The sequence below is a fragment of the Bradyrhizobium sp. S3.7.6 genome (assembly GCF_054061875.1).
In genome coordinates this window covers 97,834-114,415 of record NZ_JBSSEQ010000001.1, presented here as the reverse complement: position 1 = coordinate 114,415, position 16,582 = coordinate 97,834, and the positions used below count along the sequence as shown (strand labels likewise).

16 protein-coding genes are annotated in these 16,582 nt (G+C 64.7%); 10 read left to right on the top strand and 6 right to left on the bottom strand.

Features of this window, described 5'->3' with window-relative positions; all coding sequences use genetic code 11:
- Positions 1 to 209 precede the first annotated feature (209 nt).
- The 3 genes from ispH to rnhA are packed head-to-tail and all read left to right on the top strand — an operon-like array spanning position 210 to position 2,629.
- The gene (gene ispH, locus ACVJ5M_RS00565) at positions 210 to 1,178 is read left to right on the top strand and encodes a 4-hydroxy-3-methylbut-2-enyl diphosphate reductase (RefSeq protein WP_063985850.1); all 969 of its coding nucleotides are present in this window, start codon (positions 210 to 212) and stop codon (positions 1,176 to 1,178) included.
- A 6-nt stretch (positions 1,179 to 1,184) separates the two neighbouring features.
- Positions 1,185 to 2,168, top strand: a complete 984-nt coding sequence (locus tag ACVJ5M_RS00560; RefSeq protein ID WP_063985849.1) for a homoserine kinase — start codon at positions 1,185 to 1,187, stop codon at positions 2,166 to 2,168.
- Entirely contained in the window at positions 2,165 to 2,629 is a 465-nt protein-coding gene (gene rnhA / locus ACVJ5M_RS00555; protein WP_063985848.1) for a ribonuclease HI, read from the top strand. The genes ACVJ5M_RS00560 and rnhA overlap by 4 nt, the downstream gene beginning before the upstream one ends.
- A 180-nt stretch (positions 2,630 to 2,809) precedes the next feature.
- On the opposite strand, the gene ACVJ5M_RS00550 is transcribed toward rnhA, so the two are convergent.
- The 6 genes from ACVJ5M_RS00550 to ACVJ5M_RS00525 form a co-directional block, all read right to left on the bottom strand.
- Positions 2,810 to 3,295, bottom strand: coding sequence for a peroxiredoxin (locus tag ACVJ5M_RS00550; protein WP_007597501.1), 486 nt, complete (start codon positions 3,293 to 3,295; stop codon positions 2,810 to 2,812).
- A 96-nt stretch (positions 3,296 to 3,391) separates the two neighbouring features.
- The gene (locus ACVJ5M_RS00545; RefSeq protein ID WP_063985847.1) at positions 3,392 to 3,946 is read right to left on the bottom strand and encodes a DUF924 family protein; all 555 of its coding nucleotides are present in this window, start codon (positions 3,944 to 3,946) and stop codon (positions 3,392 to 3,394) included.
- 30 nt (positions 3,947 to 3,976) lie between these two features.
- Positions 3,977 to 5,662, bottom strand: a complete 1,686-nt coding sequence (locus tag ACVJ5M_RS00540) for a long-chain fatty acid--CoA ligase (protein ID WP_063985846.1) — start codon at positions 5,660 to 5,662, stop codon at positions 3,977 to 3,979.
- A 191-nt stretch (positions 5,663 to 5,853) separates the two neighbouring features.
- On the bottom strand, positions 5,854 to 7,323 hold the full coding sequence (locus ACVJ5M_RS00535; protein ID WP_063985845.1) for a D-alanyl-D-alanine carboxypeptidase family protein: 1,470 nt from the start codon (positions 7,321 to 7,323) through the stop codon (positions 5,854 to 5,856).
- A gap of 176 nt (positions 7,324 to 7,499) precedes the next feature.
- A complete protein-coding gene (locus ACVJ5M_RS00530) occupies positions 7,500 to 9,296 on the bottom strand; it encodes a glucan ABC transporter ATP-binding protein/ permease (RefSeq protein ID WP_063985844.1) in 1,797 nt (598 codons plus the stop codon).
- A 91-nt stretch (positions 9,297 to 9,387) separates the two neighbouring features.
- Positions 9,388 to 10,437, bottom strand: coding sequence for an ABC transporter substrate-binding protein (locus tag ACVJ5M_RS00525; protein ID WP_063985843.1), 1,050 nt, complete (start codon positions 10,435 to 10,437; stop codon positions 9,388 to 9,390).
- Between the two features lie 227 nt (positions 10,438 to 10,664).
- Here ACVJ5M_RS00525 and ACVJ5M_RS00520 point away from each other — a divergent pair, with 227 nt between their 5' ends.
- The 7 genes from ACVJ5M_RS00520 to ACVJ5M_RS00490 all read left to right on the top strand — a co-directional run bounded on the left by ACVJ5M_RS00520 (position 10,665) and on the right by ACVJ5M_RS00490 (position 16,469).
- Positions 10,665 to 11,042, top strand: a complete 378-nt coding sequence (locus tag ACVJ5M_RS00520; RefSeq protein ID WP_063985842.1) for a hypothetical protein — start codon at positions 10,665 to 10,667, stop codon at positions 11,040 to 11,042.
- A 148-nt stretch (positions 11,043 to 11,190) separates the two neighbouring features.
- The gene (gene hisE, locus ACVJ5M_RS00515; RefSeq protein ID WP_028147364.1) at positions 11,191 to 11,595 is read left to right on the top strand and encodes a phosphoribosyl-ATP diphosphatase; all 405 of its coding nucleotides are present in this window, start codon (positions 11,191 to 11,193) and stop codon (positions 11,593 to 11,595) included.
- A 134-nt stretch (positions 11,596 to 11,729) separates the two neighbouring features.
- Positions 11,730 to 12,332: a YqaA family protein gene (locus ACVJ5M_RS00510; protein WP_081369120.1), complete on the top strand. Its 603-nt coding sequence runs from the start codon at positions 11,730 to 11,732 to the stop codon at positions 12,330 to 12,332.
- A gap of 122 nt (positions 12,333 to 12,454) precedes the next feature.
- A complete protein-coding gene (locus ACVJ5M_RS00505; RefSeq protein ID WP_063985840.1) occupies positions 12,455 to 12,994 on the top strand; it encodes a hypothetical protein in 540 nt (179 codons plus the stop codon).
- A gap of 27 nt (positions 12,995 to 13,021) precedes the next feature.
- On the top strand, positions 13,022 to 14,422 hold the full coding sequence (locus tag ACVJ5M_RS00500) for an aspartate ammonia-lyase (protein ID WP_014491544.1): 1,401 nt from the start codon (positions 13,022 to 13,024) through the stop codon (positions 14,420 to 14,422).
- Positions 14,423 to 14,577: 155 nt separating this feature from the next.
- On the top strand, positions 14,578 to 15,546 hold the full coding sequence (locus ACVJ5M_RS00495) for an NAD(P)H-dependent flavin oxidoreductase (RefSeq protein ID WP_014491545.1): 969 nt from the start codon (positions 14,578 to 14,580) through the stop codon (positions 15,544 to 15,546).
- Positions 15,547 to 15,695: 149 nt separating this feature from the next.
- Positions 15,696 to 16,469 carry a thioesterase family protein gene (locus ACVJ5M_RS00490; RefSeq protein ID WP_063985839.1) on the top strand — a complete coding sequence of 258 codons (774 nt, stop codon included), beginning with the start codon at positions 15,696 to 15,698 and terminating at the stop codon, positions 16,467 to 16,469.
- The last annotated feature ends 113 nt before the right edge of the window (positions 16,470 to 16,582 follow it).

Sequence of the window (16,582 nt, the reverse complement as noted above, 5' to 3'; positions counted from 1 at the left end):
GCGATGACAGGGAATTCGCGCTATATAAGCCCTGAGGGGCTAGCCACGCAATGGTTCTGCTATAGATAGTGCCTTGACAGAGCCCGAAAGGGGGCCCAATTCCCTTGGAAGCGCCTGTAAAGTCCTAGCAGACCCCTTTAAGCCCTATTCCATCCATTGACCGCCCCCGCCAGAAGGCGAAACGGGTGATTCGGTCCCGAGATCGCTCAATGTCAGCCAAACCAGACCTCAAGATCGTGCTTTGTTCTCCCCGCGGCTTCTGCGCCGGGGTGGTCCGGGCAATCGACACCGTGGAACGGGCGCTCGATAAATACGGCGCCCCCGTCTATGTTCGCCACGAGATTGTGCACAACAAATACGTCGTCGACGGGTTGAAGAAGAAGGGCGCGATCTTCGTCGAAGAGCTCGCCGAAATCCCGGAAAACACCACTGCGCCGGTTGTGTTCTCGGCCCATGGCGTGCCGAAATCGGTGCCGGCCGACGCCACCTCCCGCAATCTGTTCTCGCTGGATGCGACCTGCCCGCTGGTGACCAAGGTGCACCGCGAGGCCGCGATCCACTTCAAGCGCGGCCGCGAGATCTTCCTGATCGGCCACTCCCACCACCCCGAAGTGGTCGGCACGCTCGGCCAGCTTCCGGTCGGCGCCGTAACCCTGATCGAGACCGCCGAGGACGCCAAGACCATCGTCCCGAAGAACCCCGACAACATCGCCTTCGTGACGCAGACCACGCTGTCGATCGATGACACCGCGGAGATCGTGGCGCTGCTCAAGGAGCGTTTCCCGAACATCAACGGCCCGCACAAGGAAGACATCTGCTACGCCACCACCAACCGCCAGCTCGCGGTGAAGAAGGTGGCGCCGGTCGTCGACGCCCTGATCGTGGTCGGTGCGCCGAACTCGTCGAATTCGCAGCGCCTGCGTGAGGTCGCTGAGCGCGAAGGCTGCGGGATCGCGGTGCTGGCGCAGCGCGCCACCGACATCGACTGGACCAGGTTCGGCAACATCAAGAGCCTCGGCATCACCGCGGGCGCGTCCGCGCCGGAAGTGATCGTCGAGGAGATCATGGATGCCTTCGCCGAGCGCTACACGCTGCATGTGGAGACGGTCTCGGCCGCGGAAGAGAACGAGTTCTTCCCGTTGCCGCGCCAGGTGCGTCCCGAAGCCGCCGCCGAGTAGACTTTTATGGCGGTCTACACCGACGTTGCCGCCGACGAGCTTGCGGATTTCCTGAAGCCATACGATCTCGGCGAATTGCTCTCCTACAAGGGCATCGCCGAGGGCGTCGAAAACACCAACTTCCTGCTGCACACGAGCAAAGGCTCGTTCATCCTCACGCTCTATGAGAAGCGCGTGGCGAAGAACGACCTGCCGTTCTTCCTCGCGCTGATGACGCATCTCGCCGAGCACGGCGTCACCTGCCCGCTGCCGGTGAAGGCCGGGGACGGCGAGGCGCTGCGCGAGCTGTCGGGCCGGCCGGCCGCGATCATCACCTTTCTCGAAGGCGTCTGGCCGCGCAAGCCGAATGTGGCCCATTGCGCCGGCGTCGGCGAGGGGCTGGCCAGGATGCATCTGGCCGGCGCCAATTTTGCGATCAAGCGTGGCAATGCGCTGTCGGTCTCCGGCTGGCGGCCGCTGTTCGACGCGGCGGCAAGCCGCGCCGATGAGGTCCAGCCGGGCCTGCATGCGTTTCTCGCGGCCGAGCTCGACTATCTCTCGAGCGGGGTCTGGCCGAGCAATCTGCCGGGGGGCGTGATCCACGCCGATCTCTTCAACGACAACGTCTTCTTCCTCGGCGACAAGCTCTCCGGCATCATCGACTTCACCTTCGCCTGCAACGACATGCTGGCCTATGACGTCGCGATCTGCCTGAATGCCTGGTGTTTCGAGCCGGACCATTCGTTCAACGTCACCAAGGCGCGCGCCTTCCTCAATGCCTATGGCCGGGTGCGAAAACTCTCCGAGGCGGAAGAAGCCGCGCTGCCGCTGCTCGCGCGCGGCGCCGCGATCCGCTTCCTGCTGACGCGGCTGGTCGACTGGCTCAACGTGCCTCCAGGAGCGCTGGTCAAGCCCAAGGATCCGCTGGAATATTTTCGCAAGCTGCGCTTCCACCAGAGCGTTTCCAGCGTGCGCGACTACGGGCTGATGCCGTCAGGACTGGTCGCGTGAGCGAGCTTCCCATTGTCACGATCTATACCGACGGCGCCTGCTCGGGAAATCCCGGGCCGGGCGGCTGGGGCGCGATCCTGAAGTTCGGCGACAAGGAAAAAGAGCTGAACGGTGGCGAGCGCCACACCACCAACAACCAGATGGAATTGATGGCCGCGATCTCCGCGCTCGAAGCGCTGAAGAAGCCGTGCAGCGTCGATCTCTATACCGACAGCCAGTATGTGCGGCAGGGCATCACCGGCTGGATCCACGGCTGGAAGCGCAACGGCTGGCGCACTGCCGACAAGAAGCCGGTGAAGAATGTCGAGCTATGGCAGCGCCTCGATGCGGCGCTGAAGCAGCACGAGGTCCGCTGGCACTGGGTCAAGGGTCACGCCGGGCATCCCGAGAACGAGCGCGCGGACCAGCTGGCGCGGGACGGGATTGTGAAGGCGCGGTTGCAGCAGCGGGTGGCGGAGTAGAGCGCGGCCGCGGCCACTCTACCGTCATTGCCGCCTCATTCTCAGCTGTCATCGCCCGGCTTGACCGGGCGATCCAGTACTCCGAGACGGTTGTGATTGAGCCGAGAAGCCTCGGCGTACTGGATGCCCCGCCTTCGCGGGGCATGACAGTGTCATTTGTGGTTGAGAGCGTTGGCCGCCTTACAGCTGCCCCAGCAGCGTATCGCCGCCGGAAACCTCGACTTTGCCGGGCATCGCTTCGAGGTTCAGCTTCTTCACCACGCCGTCCTCGACCAGCATCGAATAGCGCTTGGAGCGGATGCCGAGGCCGTTGCCGGAGGCGTCCAGCTCCATGCCGATCGCCTTGGCGAAGTCGGCGTTGCCGTCGGCGAGGAAGATGGCCTCGTCGCGCTGGTCGGTATCGCGCTTCCAGGCGTTCATGACGAAAGCGTCGTTGACGGAGACGATGGCGATGGTGTCGACGCCCTTGTCCTTCATGGCATAGGCGTTGAGGAAGATGCTCGGCAGATGCATCTTGTGGCAGGTGCCGGTGTAGGCGCCGGGCACCGCGAACAGCGCCACTTTCTTGCCCTTGAAGATGTCGTCGGTGGTCTTCACCTGCGGACCTTCGGCCGTCATCACGCGGAATTTCGCCTCGGGCAGCTTGTCGCCAGTCTGGATCGCCATCGTCAGTCTCCCTGAAAATCGATCCCGCTTTTTAGACCGTGCGGCGGCGCTGCACAACATTGGCGGCGAGGGTCGCGGTCCTTCACCGTTCTGTCATCAGCCGGCAAAGCCGCCGCCGTCGAGGAAGGCCTGTTCTTCCTCGGTGGTGGCGCGGTCGAGGAGGCGGTTGCGGTGGGGAAAACGGCCGAACCGCTGGATGATGTCGGCGTGCTCCCGCGCGTATTTCAGGTTCTCGGCATTGTCGGTGTTCTGAAACAGCGCGACGCAATGTAACTGGTCGGGCAGGTGCTCGGAATGCATGAAGGGCAAATAGAGGAATTCGAGCAGGATGGGGTCGATCCTGCCGTCGACGCCCCGATCGATTGCGCGGCGGGCGACGTCGCGCGCCAGCGCGTCGCTGGCAAAGGCTTCCGGCGTGCCGCGAAACATGTTGCGGGGAAACTGGTCGAGCGCGATGACGAGCGCGAGCGCGCCGTCGTCGCTTTCTTCCCAGGAGGCCAGCTCGCCGGCGGTCGCCCGCTTCCATAGCGGAAGAAAGCGACGCCCGACCTCCGCGTCGAAAGCGTCGCTGCGCTTGTACCAGCGCTCGCGGCCGGCCTCGCGCCAGAAGGCGAGAATGCCTGATGGCGTGATGTCGCCGACGTCAGTCATGAACCCAAGAGTCATGAACCAAGGCGCGGCCTACGCCGCCTCCGCCTTCTTCTCGTCGCGGAGCTGCCGGCGCAGGATCTTGCCGACATTGGTCTTCGGCAGGTCGGTGCGGAATTCGATGTGCTTGGGCACCTTGTAGCCGGTGAGCTGGCCCTGGCAGAACTTGATCACGGCTTCCGCGGTGAGGTTGGGATCCTTCTTCACCACGAACGCCTTCACCGCCTCGCCCGACTTGGAATCGGGGATGCCGATCACGGCGCATTCGAGCACGCCCGGATTGCTCGCGATCACTTCCTCGATCTCGTTCGGATAGACGTTGAAGCCCGAGACCAGGATCATGTCCTTCTTGCGGTCGACGATCTTGGTGTAGCCCTTCTCGTCCATCACGCCGATGTCGCCGGTGCGGAAATAGCCGTCGGCGGTCATCACCTTGTCGGTCTCTTCCGGCCTGTTCCAGTAGCCCGACATCACCTGCGGGCCCTTGGCGCAGATCTCGCCGGGCTGGCCGAGCGGGACTTCGTTGCCGTCGTCGTCGCGGATCGAGATCCAGGTCGAAGGCACGGGGATGCCGATCGATCCCGAGAACTCGGTCGTGGTCGCGGGATTGCAGGTCAGCGTCGGCGAGGTCTCCGACAGGCCGTAGCCTTCGGCGATGAAGCAGCCGGTCACCGCCTTCCACTGCTCGGCGACGGGGCGCTGCACCGCCATGCCGCCGCCGTTCGAGATCTTCAGCTTGGAGAAGTCGAGCTTCTTGAAGTCGGGATGGTGCATCAAGCCGTTGTAGAGCGTGTTCACGGCCGGGAAGCTGTTGACCTGGTACTTCGCCAGCTCCTTGACGAAGCCCGCGATGTCGCGCGGATTGGGGATCAGCAGATTGCAGCCGCCGGCACGCACCGCGAGCAGGTAGCAGGCCGTCAGCGCGAAGATGTGATAGAGCGGCAGCGCGCAGACGATCATGAGCTGATCGACATGCGGAGGTGCAGCGAGCGCCGGCTGGAGCCAGGCGTCGTTCTGCAGCACGTTGGCGACGATGTTGCGGTGGAGCAGGGTGGCACCCTTGGAGACGCCGGTGGTGCCGCCGGTATATTGCAGGAAGGCGACGTCGCCCGGCGACAGCTTCGGCTTGTTGAACGTCAGGCCGCGGCCGGCCGATATCGCGTCGTTGAAGGACACCGCGCCCGGCAGCGACCAGGCCGGCACCATCTTCTTGACGCGGCGGACGACGAGGTTGACGATCACGCCCTTGAAGCCGAGCAGGTCGCCCATGCTGCCGACGATGACATGCTTGACTTGCGTCTTCGCGATCACCTGCTCGACCGTGTGGGCAAAATTCTCCAGCACGATGATGGCTTCGGCGCCGGAATCCTTGAGCTGATGCTCGAGCTCGCGCGGCGTGTAGAGCGGGTTGACGTTGACCACCGCGAAACCGGCGCGCAGCACGGCAGCGGTCGCGACCGGATATTGCAGCACGTTCGGCATCATGATCGCGACGCGGGCGCCACGTTGCAGGCCACGGCCCTGTAAATAGGAGGCGAGCGCCAACGACATCTGGTCGAGGTCGCGATAGCTGATCGCCTTGTCCATGCAAATGAATGCCTTGCGGTCGGCGAACTTGGCGAAGCTCTCCTCCAGAAGGTCGACCAGCGATGCGTATTGGGTCGGCTCGATATCAGCAGGCACGCCGGGCGGATATTGCTTGAGCCAGATGCGCTCCATGGAAAACTCCCCTCAATTTACCAGAGCCCGTTGTGTCTCGGGCTTGCCTCATTGCGGCCAGTATCGAGCCTGCCGGAACGGGTGGCAAGCCGGTCGAGGCTTAGGACAAAGGTCAGGGAGTGGCTACTGGAATTGTCGCAAGCCGCTCTGCCGCAGGTGCGAAGCGCGGGCGCGGCTTGCGGTGGGTGCCGTTAGCTGTTGTTGGCCGGCTTGGCGGCGGGCTTGGTCGCCGCCTTGGGCTTGGCGGGCTTGGCCGCCTGATCGCCGCTTGCCGCAGGCTTCTCGGCGGGTTTCGCCGCCGCACCGTGCTTGGCCGCGGCATGCTTGGTCCCGGCCGGCTTCGCCGCGGACTTGGTATCGCTTTTGGCGTCAGGCTTGGCGGCATCCGGCTTTGCCGCCGCCGTCTTGGCATCCTTCGGCTTGTCGGCTGGCTTGTCGGCCGCATCAGGCTTCCTGGCGACGCGCGACTTCTTGCCACGCGGCTTTGGCGTGGCCTGCTGGTCGGCATCGGCCGCGACCGCCGCGATCAGGGCGCTGCCGGTGCGGGTCGGGCCGGTATAGACCAGCACGGGCTCGGCCGCAGCGGGGGCGGAGGCCATCAGCTCGGAGGCCTTCATCAGGGGCGGCTGAAGGCCCGCGGTGAAGAAGGTGACCTGGGCTTCGCCGCCGGTGGCGGAGGCCGATCCGGACGTGCCGCCATTGGCGGCGATCAGTGCGTCGTCATCATCGCTGGCCGGCCGCTTGCGATGACCGCCGCACATGTCCTCGCGCAGGTTCGGCGGCGAAGCGTCGACCGGCACGAGCTTGTCGACGGTGCCGAGCGAGGGGCGGAGCCAGGTGAGATTGTCCTGGCTGAAGCCGCGTTCGAGCAGCTGCGCGGCCTTCACCGCACGCGCAGTGCCGGAGTTGGCGCCGAGCACGACGGCGATCAGCCGTCGGCCGTTGCGCGTGGCCGACGCCACGAGATTGTAGCCGGAGGCGCAGATGAAGCCGGTCTTGAAACCGTCGGCCCCGGGGTAGCGGCCGATCAGCTTGTTGAAATTGCCGGTGACGCGCTTGCCGAAGCGGATTGCCGGGATGTGCACGAAATATTCGTATTCCGGCAGGTCGCGCAGGAACGAGCGCGCGAGAATGCCGAGGTCGCGCGCGGACGTGATCTGGCCGTCGGCGGGCAGGCCGTTCGGATTGACGTAGCTCGTCTGCGTCATGCCGAGCTTCTGCGCGGTGTCGTTCATCATCGCCGAGAAGCCGTCGATTGAGCCGCCGACGCCTTCGGCAAGCACCACGGCCATGTCGTTCGCTGACTTCACCATCATCATCTTCAGCGCGTTGTCGACGGTGAGCTGCGTTCCCGGACGGAACCCCATCTTCGACGGCGATTGCGAAGCCGCCGTCGGCGACACCGTGATCAGCGTGTCGAGCGTGAGCCTGCCGTCCTTCACCGCCTTCAGCGTCACGTAGGCCGTCATGATTTTGGTGACGGAGGCCGGATACCACGGGATGGTCGCGTTCTCGGCCTGCAGCACCTTGCCGCTGTCGGCTTCGATCAGCAGCAGTGCTTCGGCGCTGGCCGTGCGCGGCGCAAGCAGCACCGCGGATGCGAGGGCCGCAGCGAACAGGTTGAACAGGGACTTGCGAAGCAGCGGGCGAAGGGCGTGCACTATCCGATTCCGGTCCTTGGAGACCCGCCGGTTCCGGTCGGCTCTCGTGATCTGATGTTCGGTTCTGAAATCCGGCGCCGCCGCTTGCGGCGTCGCAAACCTATACCGGCTCGTGCGTCGAGAATAGGGGTTTCGGCCGGGTATTCCGTGATGAAATAGGCCGAATTTCGACGATGCTATGGGGACTTGACCGCAGTCGCCGCAGCCTCAGCGGCCGTCACGCTGGCCCGTGCATTTTCCTGAACCATGAATTGGGCCCTGGCGAGTTCGGCAAAATGGCCGCCTTTGGCCACGAGTTCATCGAAAGTTCCGCTTTCGATCACGCGGCCGTTCTCGAACACCAGGATCCGCGTGGCATTGCGGATGGTGGAGAGACGGTGGGCGATCACGAACGTGGTGCGTCCCTTCATCACTTCGTCGAGAGCGGCGTTCACCTTGGCCTCGGTGACGGCGTCGAGCGCGGAGGTCGCCTCGTCCAGGATCAGGATCGGCGGATCCTTCAGCAGCGCGCGGGCGATCGACAGCCGCTGGCGCTCGCCGCCGGAGAGCATGCGGCCGCGCTCGCCGGCATTGGTCTCGAAGCCGCCGCTGCGCTCGATGAATTCGAGCGCCTGCGCGCGCTCCGCTGCCTTGCGCATCTCGGCTTCGGTCGCATCCGGCTTGCCGACGTGCAAATTCTCCGCGATCGAGCGGTTGAACAGCAGCGCCTCCTGGAACACCACGCCGATGTTCCGGCGCAGCGAGGTCAGCGTCACGCCGCGGACGTCCATGCCGTCGATCCTGATGAAGCCCGACTGCGGATCGAAGGCGCGATGCAGAAGCGCGATCGCAGTCGACTTGCCGGCGCCGGTCGCGCCGACCAGCGCGATGGTCTGGCCCGGCAGCGCGGTGAAGGAGAGGTCCTCGACCGCCGGCCGCTTGCCATCATAGGAGAAGGTGACGTCGTTGAATTCGACGAGGCCGGAGAGCCGCCCGGCATCGATCGCGTCGGGCCGGTCGTGCACCGTGGGCACGGCGTCGAGCACGTTGAAGAACTCGCGCAGCCGCGGGGCTTCCATGAACACGTTGTTGATGAAGCTCACGACCTGCTCGAGCTTCTGGATCAGCAGCGTCGCGAAGCTCACGAACATCACGATCTCGCCGACGGAGGTGAGCCCCTGGTCGTGTAGCGCGATGCCGAGCGCGAAGATCGCGAGCACCGTGATCGTCGTGGAGGCGCGCGTGATGACGGTGACGAGCGCCCACCACGACAGCACCGGCATCTGCGCGGCCAGCAGCTCGTCGGCGACGGAGCGCAGTCCCTTCACCTCGGATTCGACGCGCACGAAGCTCTGCACCAGCGCGACGTTGCCGAGCGCGTCGGAGGCGCGCGCGGAGAGCTCGCTATATTGCTCCTCGACCGCCATCTGCATGCCGAAGGTCTTGCGCACGACGAAGGTGGTCAGCACGGTGAAGACGATGCAGAGCACGAACAGCAGGATCGCGAGCCGCCAGTTCAGGTAGAGCGACAGCGGCAGCAGCACCACGACCGACAGGATCGCGGCAAAGTGCTCGCGAAAGAAGCCGAGCCACAATCGCCACAGCGCATCGGTGCCGTTGAGCATCACCTTCATCAGCCGGCCCGAATGGGTGCCTGAGTGGAAGGTCAGCGGCAGTTGCAAAATGTGCTCGAAATAGTCGGTCAGCACCGCCTGGCGCTGGCGGTGCGAGAGCCGGTCGGCCTGCAGCGCCACGATCGCGCTGCAGCCGATGGTGAACAGCCCGAACGCCACCCAGGCCAGCAGGAACGGCCAAGCCGAGTTTGATCCGGCGACCGCCTTGCCGGAGAGCACGTCGACGATCCGGCCGAACAGCACGGGTTCCGCGAACTGCGAGGCGGCGAGCAGCAGATTGGCGAACGCCAGCAGCCAGCCCAGCCGCGCCTCCTTGCCGAGCAGCTCGAGAACGCGGGTGTAGAGGCTGAAAATGGACATGCGGGCGAGGAACTCAGGCGGATCGAACGAGGTGAGCCCATATTCTAATCAGGGATCGCCCGCGAGATACAGCGGAAGCTGCTGGTTTTGCTCAGTTGATCAGCCGTCCCGCGACCGGCGGCAGGAACCGGTCGTCGAAGATATCGCCGGCCGCCGGCCGTTTGCGGAATTTGAAATCCTGCGCGATCTGGTCGATCGAGCGGTCCAGGCGCGCCGGGTCGATGCCGCCGAGGCCGTTGCGCTTGACCTCGTCGGTCAGGATGTTGTCGATGAGCACGCTGCGAAGGCGTTCCCGCTCGAGGTCGCGGTCGCCGTCGTCGATCCGGCTCGTGGCTTCGTCCGCCGCACGGGCCGGCTCTTTGATGGTCGCGTTGACGCCGGCGATCAATGCGCGGACGAATCCCTTCACGGCGTCGGGCTTCGCGGCGGCGAAAGCGGGGTTGGCCACCACGGCGAAGCCGTAGGCCTCGCAGCCATAGTCGGCATAGCGGAGTACCACGAGATCGCCACCGGGCACGCCGCGGTCGCGCAGGTTCACCGCCGAGAGATAGCTGAAGCCGGCGACGGCATCGACCTGGCCCGCGGAGAGGAGCGGCTCGCGGACCGCGGCGCTGATCTTGTGGAATTTCACTTGCGACGCGTTGATGCCGTTCTGCTGCGCCAGCGCCGGCCACAGCCGCATCGACAGATCGCCGTCGGCGACGCCGACGGTCTTGCCGTCGAGGTCGGGTAGCAAGTGAATGCCGCGGCTCCTGCGCGCGACGATCGCGTAAGGCGCGCGATTGAACAACACGAACACGGCTTTGATCGGCGCGGCATCGTCCTTGTCGCGAAAGCGGATCAGCTCGTTGATGTCGACGAGCGCGAGCTCGCTGTCGCCCTTGGCGACGCGCGCGAGCGCCTCCGGCGATCCGGCTGAGCTCTTGAAGGACACGTTGAGACGCTCGGTGCCGAAATTGCCGTCCTTCGCGGCGAGGAAGAACGGCGCCATGCTCGCATCGACGGGACGATCGAATGTGAAGTGGATCGCAGTGGACGGCGCAGCAGTCTCGGCCGCGCTGACGTCGCGCGCAGCCAGCGCGGCAAGCGAGATTGCAATGGCCAGCAGGCCGCGAAGGGCGATCGTCTTGAATGCAAACATCAGGCGCGCCGGTCCCGCATTGTTGTGGTTTCGTGACGCTCGCAGCGCCGGCCAGTGACGAGCCTGCGCGCGCCAACATGAACGGCGGATGAGCGGGGGTTGCGTGATCATGACGCAACCCCGTTCAGCTTCTGTTGGGGTTCGGGAACCCAACATGGGCTGCGGGTGTTTGAAGGACATGAGCCTGTCGTCAGGCACCATTCGAGGTCCCAAGGAGGGTCCAGGACATGTTTGACCGATTTTCGAGATTTGCCGGCCGCAAGGCCGTCTTTGCCACCGCCGCGGTGCTGGCGCTGACCGCGGTCGCCCCGACCGCCTCATACGCAGGCGGCCGCCACTGGCATGGCGGTGGTGGCGGCGTAGCGGCTGCTGCGGCCATCGCCGGCATCGTCGGCACCGGCCTTGCGATCGCTGCGACCCGTGACGCCTACGCTTATGATTACGGTCCGGGTCCGGGTTATGGCTATTACGGCGGCCCTGCCTATTACAGTGGCCCCGCCTACGGTCCCTACTACGGCCCGGGCCCGAACTACCAATATCAGCGCTATGGCGGCACGGCTCCGTCGGAGCTCTGTGGCCAGGGCTACATGCAGAACTGCTACTAGCCTTGGCTACCAAGTCCTTGGCTACCAAGTCCCTGGCTACCAAGTCTTGACCACAACGGGCCGTCGCGCTTGCCGCGGCGGCCTGTTTTTCGCTTTTAACCCTGCGCGTTAACGCGCTCGCCATTGGTTTAGGGTAGTTTTGAGTACCATGAGTGATTCGCTTGAGCGGCTATATCTGGCTGTGCTCGCGGCCAAGGATCTTGATCCGGCAACATCGCGTACCGCCCGGCTGTTTCAGCGTGGGCCATCCAAAATGGCGAAGAAACTGGCCGAAGAAGCCATTGAGGTCGTCATCGACGCGGTCAATGGCGATAGCGAGGCCGTGATCCGGGAAAGCGCCGACCTGCTCTACAATCTCACGGTGCTCTGGGCCTCGGCCGGCGTGCGCCCGGAGGATGTTTGGCGCGAGATGGCGCGGCGGGAAGACATGCTCGGCATTGCCGAGAAGCTGCCGAAGTCGCCGATGAAGCTGCCCAAAGTCGCGTCACCGCGCGTTGCCGCCAGGCGGCCAATTGTCGCGCTGGAAGGGCGCGTCTCGCGCAAGCGCCACTAAAGGCGCGGTGAAACCGGCGCCAAGCGTCATCGCGCTTTAGGTTGTTGTTTGGGCGCGATCTTTCGGAAAACCGCGACACACTGTTCCAGATCACGCCAAATCGTCACAAAACTCGCGATGGACAAATCCGTCCCATGGTGCTTCATCGCGGCGCCATGCTGAAACGTATCTACGACTGGTGCATCGACGCCGCCCACAAGCCCTACGCGCTCTGGATCATGGGAGCCGTGGCTTTCGCAGAAAGCTCCTTCTTTCCGGTCCCGCCGGATGTGATGCTGATCCCGATGTCGCTGGCGCGCCCGCAGCGCGCCTGGCTCTATGCCGCGGTCTGCACCGCGACCTCGGTGGTGGGCGGTCTTCTGGGCTACGCCATCGGTGCGCTGCTGTTTGACTCGGTCGGCCATTGGCTGATCCAGGTCTATGGCCTCGGCGATAAGGTCGATGCCTTCCGCGCCTCCTATGCGGAGTGGGGCGCGGTGATCATCCTGCTCAAGGGCCTGACGCCGATCCCCTACAAGCTCGTCACCATCACCTCGGGCTTTGCCGGTTACAATATCGGCCTGTTCATCCTGTGCTCGATCGTCGCGCGCGGCGGCCGTTTCTTCATCGTCGCGATCCTGCTCAACCGCTATGGCGACTGGATCCGCGTCAGGATCGAGAAGCATCTCGGTCTCTGGGTGGCGCTCGGCGCCGCCGTGCTGGTGCTCGGCTTCGTCGTTGCGGTCAAGCTGATCTAGGGAATGATCCGGACCCGAAGGGCCGCCTCAGCGCAACGTGTGAAGCCGTTCTCCGCAAAGATCATGTTCGCTCAATAACCCCGCGCTTTGCCGCCTCGCCGGGTTCGGCTACGGTTGCCGTCATGATGGTTCGATCCGGCAATCCGGTCCTCCGACCGGGGACGCTGATATTTGCAGTGCTTTCGCTCCTGCTCGGTGCCGGCGGCACCGGCTGGCCGCAATCCGCGCCGCCGGCGCTCGGCTTGCAGGAGCAGGGACCGCAGACCGCGCCGCCGCCCTCGACATCAGCTCCTTCGTCGCCGCCGGCGCGCGAGGAAAATCCCGGGCTGATCAACGAAATGGGCAAGCTGTTCGACAAGCTGCCCTCGATCCTGCCGCCGATCAAAAGCCCGAGCGAGACCATGAACGACCTGTCGCGGCTGGCGACGCCGTCGGCCATGGTGTCGGGGCGCATGGCCTGCCCCGCCTCGTCGAATGGCGCGCCCGACTGCAAGCAGGCCGCCGACCAGCTCTGCCAGAGCAAGGGCTACAAGGAAGGCAAGAGCCTGAACGCCGATTCCGCGGAAAAATGCTCGGCCAAGGTTCTGATCCCGGGCCGGCAACGCAAACCGGATGACTGCCGCACCGATACCTTCGTCACCAGCGCGCTGTGCCAGAACTGAGGACGTAGCGCCAGCAAAGGAGCGCCCATGAGCCGCACGGAGCAGGACTTCCTCGGACAGCGCGAGATCGCCGACGACATCTACTACGGCGTCCAGACCATCCGCGGGAAGGAGAACTTCCACATCACCGGCATTCCGATGAACCAGGAGCCTTACTTCGTGAAGGCGCTCGGTTACGTCAAGAAGGCTGCCGCGATGGCCAACCGCGACCTCGGTGCGGTCGACGCGAAAGTTGCGGACGCGATCATCCAGGGCTGCGACCGCGTCATCGCCGGCGACATGATGGATCAATTCGTTACCGATTTCATCCAGGGCGGCGCCGGCACCTCCACCAACATGAACGCCAACGAGGTGATCGCCAATCTCGCGCTGGAATCGCTCGGCTTCAGCAAGGGCGACTACCAGCACGTCAGCCCGAACGACCATGTCAATTACGGCCAGTCGACCAACGACACCTATCCGACCGCGTTCCGGCTGGCACTGATCCTGCGGCTCGAGAGCTACATGACGGCGCTGCGCCAGCTCCAGGAGGCCTTCTTCACCAAGGGCCGCGAGTTCGAGCGCGTGCTGAAGATGGGGCGCACGCATCTTCAGGACGCCGTGCCGATGTCGCTCGGCGCCGAATTCCGCGGTTGGGGCACCACGATCGGCGAGGAGGTCGACCGCATCTCCGAGGCGCGCGCGCTGCTGCGCGAGATCAATCTCGGCGCCACCGCGATCGGCACCTCCGTCACCGCGGCTGTCGGCTATCCAAAACTTGCGGTCCGGCATTTGAGTGCGCTGACCGGCGTCGACTTCATCCTTGCCGGCGATCTCGTCGAGGCGACCTCGGACACCGGCGCCTATGTGCAGCTCTCCGGCGTGCTCAAGCGCACGGCGAGCAAGCTGACGAAAATCTGCAACGACATCCGCCTGCTGGCCTCGGGCCCGCGCGCCGGCTTCAACGAGATCAACCTGCCGCAGCTCCAGCCGGGCTCCTCGATCATGCCGGGCAAGGTCAACCCTGTCATCCCCGAGGTGGTCAACCAGACCAGCTTCCTCGTCATCGGCCTCGATACCACGGTGACGCTCGCCGCTTCCGCCGGCCAGCTTCAGCTCAACGTGATGGAGCCGGTGATCTCGTTCGCGCTGTTCTTCTCGATCCGCACCATGGAGCGCGCGGTCAACAGCCTGCGCGAGAATTGCGTTGTCGGCATCACCGCCAACGAAGAGCACACCCGCAACATGGTGCTGAACTCGTTGGGTATCGTTACGGTGCTGAAACCGCTGCTCGGCTACAAGCAATGCGCGGAGATCGCGCGCGAGGGCTACAAGAGCGGCAAGTCGCTGCACCAGATCGTGGTGGTCGAGCGCAAGCTGCTGACGCAGGAGAAATGGGACGAGATGTTCTCGTTCGAGCGGCTGATCAATCCGGATCTGATTGGGTGATGCCGCCCGCATTTGCGTAGCGAATTCCGCATGTTGGAATTGCGGTAACGGCATCCGCCACGGCGTCAAAGCGCAATACTTGACAGTGGAAAGATTGCCTTGTTGGTATGGCCTCCAGCTTTCGATTTGCTCGCCACCAAAGGATCGTTTCGCCTATGTCCATGCCTGCCTTGTTCAAGGGGCGCCTGTCGATCCCCGTGATCGGTTCGCCGCTCTTCATCATCTCGGTGCCCGATCTCGTAATCGCGCAGTGCAAGGCCGGCGTGGTCGGCTCGTTTCCGTCGCTGAACGCGCGGCCGCCGGAGCTGCTCGACGAATGGCTGGCGCGGATCACCGAAGAGCTCGCGGCCTATGACCGTGCCCATCCCGACAAGCCGTCGGCGCCGTTTGCGGTGAACCAGATCGTGCACAAGTCGAACAACCGGCTCGATCACGACATGCAGCTCTGCGCCAAGTACAAGGTGCCGATGATCATCTCGTCGCTCGGCGCGCGCGAGGAGCTCAATCAAGCGGTGCACGGCTGGGGCGGCATCGTCTTCCACGACGTGATCAACCAGAAGTTCGCCCACAAGGCGATCGAGAAGGGCGCCGATGGCCTGATCCTGGTTGCGGCCGGCGCCGGCGGCCACGCCGGCACCATCTCGCCGCTGGCCTTCGTTGCAGAAACGCGAAAATGGTTCGACGGCCCGATCGCACTGTCGGGTGCCATCGGCAACGGCAAGGCGATCCGCGCCGCGCGCATCCTCGGCGCAGACTTCGCCTATATCGGCTCGGCCTTCATTGCGACCAAGGAAGCCAACGCGGTCGAGAAATACAAGGAGATGATCGCGGGTTCGACGGCCGACGACATCGTCTACTCCAACCTCTTCACCGGCGTGCACGGCAACTATCTGAAACCGTCGATCCTCGCGGCCGGCATGGATCCGGAAAACCTGCCGACGTCCGATCCGTCCAAGATGAACTTCGGCACGGATGCCTCCGGCGAGCGTGCCAAGCCGAAAGCCTGGAAGGAGATCTGGGGTTCGGGCCAAGGCATCGGCAGCGTCGACGGCATCATCCCCGCCGCCGATCTGATTGCGCGCTTCAAGAAGGAATATGACGAGGCGATCGACCCGCCGCTCTAACCGCTCTCGTGTCCCGGACGCGCTGCAGCGTGCAACGCTGCTGCGCGGAGCCGGGACCCATCGCTGCAGCAGATGGACCCCGGCTCTGCAGCGCGCCGCTTACGCGCTGCACTGCGTCCGGGGAACGCCAGCCGAGATATCGTGCAAACATGACCGCCATTTACCGCGTCGACGGCAACAACGTCGTCACCAGCCCCAATGCTGCCGGTCCGTGGGACCGGCGCATGCAGCACGGCTCGGCGCCGTCTGCGCTGGTGACGTGGGCGGCGGAACGCATTCCGACGCCGGTGCCGATGAATGTTGCGCGCGTCACCATCGACTTGATGCGCCCGGTGCCGGTGGCGCCGCTCACGATCGAGAGCGAGGTTTTGCGCGAGGGGCGCAAGATCCAGCTCTGCGAGATCAAGTTGTTCGCCGACGGTGTTCAGGTCGTCGGTGCCACCGTGCTCAAGATCAAGCGGCAATCACAGCCGTTGCCGGACGACGTCAAGGAGTTGCCGGTCACGCTGCCGTCGCCCGAGGACTCGCTGGTCGAGGACGGCCATGGCGCGACCAGTCCGTTCGCAGGCATGGTCTCGATGCGCGCCGCGCGCGGCCGCTTCGGCCAGGCCGGGGCCGGCGCGATCTGGTTTCGCCTCGACCACCCGCTGGTCGAAGGCCAAGCGGTCTCGCAGGCGATGCGCGCCGTGGTCGCCGCCGACTTTTCCAACGGCACCGCCTCGACGCTCGACTTCCGTGCCTGGACCTACATCAATGCCGACCTCACCGTGAACCTATCGCGCCAGCCGGTCGGCGAGTGGATCTTGCTCGACGGCGAATCCTGGATCGGTCCCGACGGCGCCGGCCTCGCGATGTCGCGGCTCGCGGATCGTCACGGCTATTTCGGCCGGGCGGTGCAGAGTCTGGTGATCGAAAAGCGGTAAGCGTGTCGGCAAGCGCCGTGATCGCTCCTTGCGCCGATGGAACGGCAGACTTCCGCCGCCGCGGAAGGGATGCCCTGGTCGCGAACCTCTTCTTGTCCGGAGGTCTCTGTTCG

What these genes read in the sequence shown, in the direction of transcription:
- ispH (WP_063985850.1), top strand. Translation starts at nt 210, where the DNA reads ATGTCAGCCAAACCAGACCTCAAGATCGTGCTTTGTTCTCCCCGCGGC.
- ACVJ5M_RS00560 (WP_063985849.1), top strand. Translation starts at nt 1,185, where the DNA reads ATGGCGGTCTACACCGACGTTGCCGCCGACGAGCTTGCGGATTTCCTG.
- ACVJ5M_RS00550 (WP_007597501.1), bottom strand. Translation starts at nt 3,295, where the DNA reads ATGGCGATCCAGACTGGCGACAAGCTGCCCGAGGCGAAATTCCGCGTG.
- ACVJ5M_RS00545 (WP_063985847.1), bottom strand. Translation starts at nt 3,946, where the DNA reads ATGACTGACGTCGGCGACATCACGCCATCAGGCATTCTCGCCTTCTGG.
- ACVJ5M_RS00540 (WP_063985846.1), bottom strand. Translation starts at nt 5,662, where the DNA reads ATGGAGCGCATCTGGCTCAAGCAATATCCGCCCGGCGTGCCTGCTGAT.
- ACVJ5M_RS00530 (WP_063985844.1), bottom strand. Translation starts at nt 9,296, where the DNA reads ATGTCCATTTTCAGCCTCTACACCCGCGTTCTCGAGCTGCTCGGCAAG.
- ACVJ5M_RS00525 (WP_063985843.1), bottom strand. Translation starts at nt 10,437, where the DNA reads ATGTTTGCATTCAAGACGATCGCCCTTCGCGGCCTGCTGGCCATTGCA.
- ACVJ5M_RS00520 (WP_063985842.1), top strand. Translation starts at nt 10,665, where the DNA reads ATGTTTGACCGATTTTCGAGATTTGCCGGCCGCAAGGCCGTCTTTGCC.
- hisE (WP_028147364.1), top strand. Translation starts at nt 11,191, where the DNA reads ATGAGTGATTCGCTTGAGCGGCTATATCTGGCTGTGCTCGCGGCCAAG.
- ACVJ5M_RS00510 (WP_081369120.1), top strand. Translation starts at nt 11,730, where the DNA reads ATGGTGCTTCATCGCGGCGCCATGCTGAAACGTATCTACGACTGGTGC.
- ACVJ5M_RS00505 (WP_063985840.1), top strand. Translation starts at nt 12,455, where the DNA reads ATGATGGTTCGATCCGGCAATCCGGTCCTCCGACCGGGGACGCTGATA.
- ACVJ5M_RS00500 (WP_014491544.1), top strand. Translation starts at nt 13,022, where the DNA reads ATGAGCCGCACGGAGCAGGACTTCCTCGGACAGCGCGAGATCGCCGAC.
- ACVJ5M_RS00495 (WP_014491545.1), top strand. Translation starts at nt 14,578, where the DNA reads ATGTCCATGCCTGCCTTGTTCAAGGGGCGCCTGTCGATCCCCGTGATC.
- ACVJ5M_RS00490 (WP_063985839.1), top strand. Translation starts at nt 15,696, where the DNA reads ATGACCGCCATTTACCGCGTCGACGGCAACAACGTCGTCACCAGCCCC.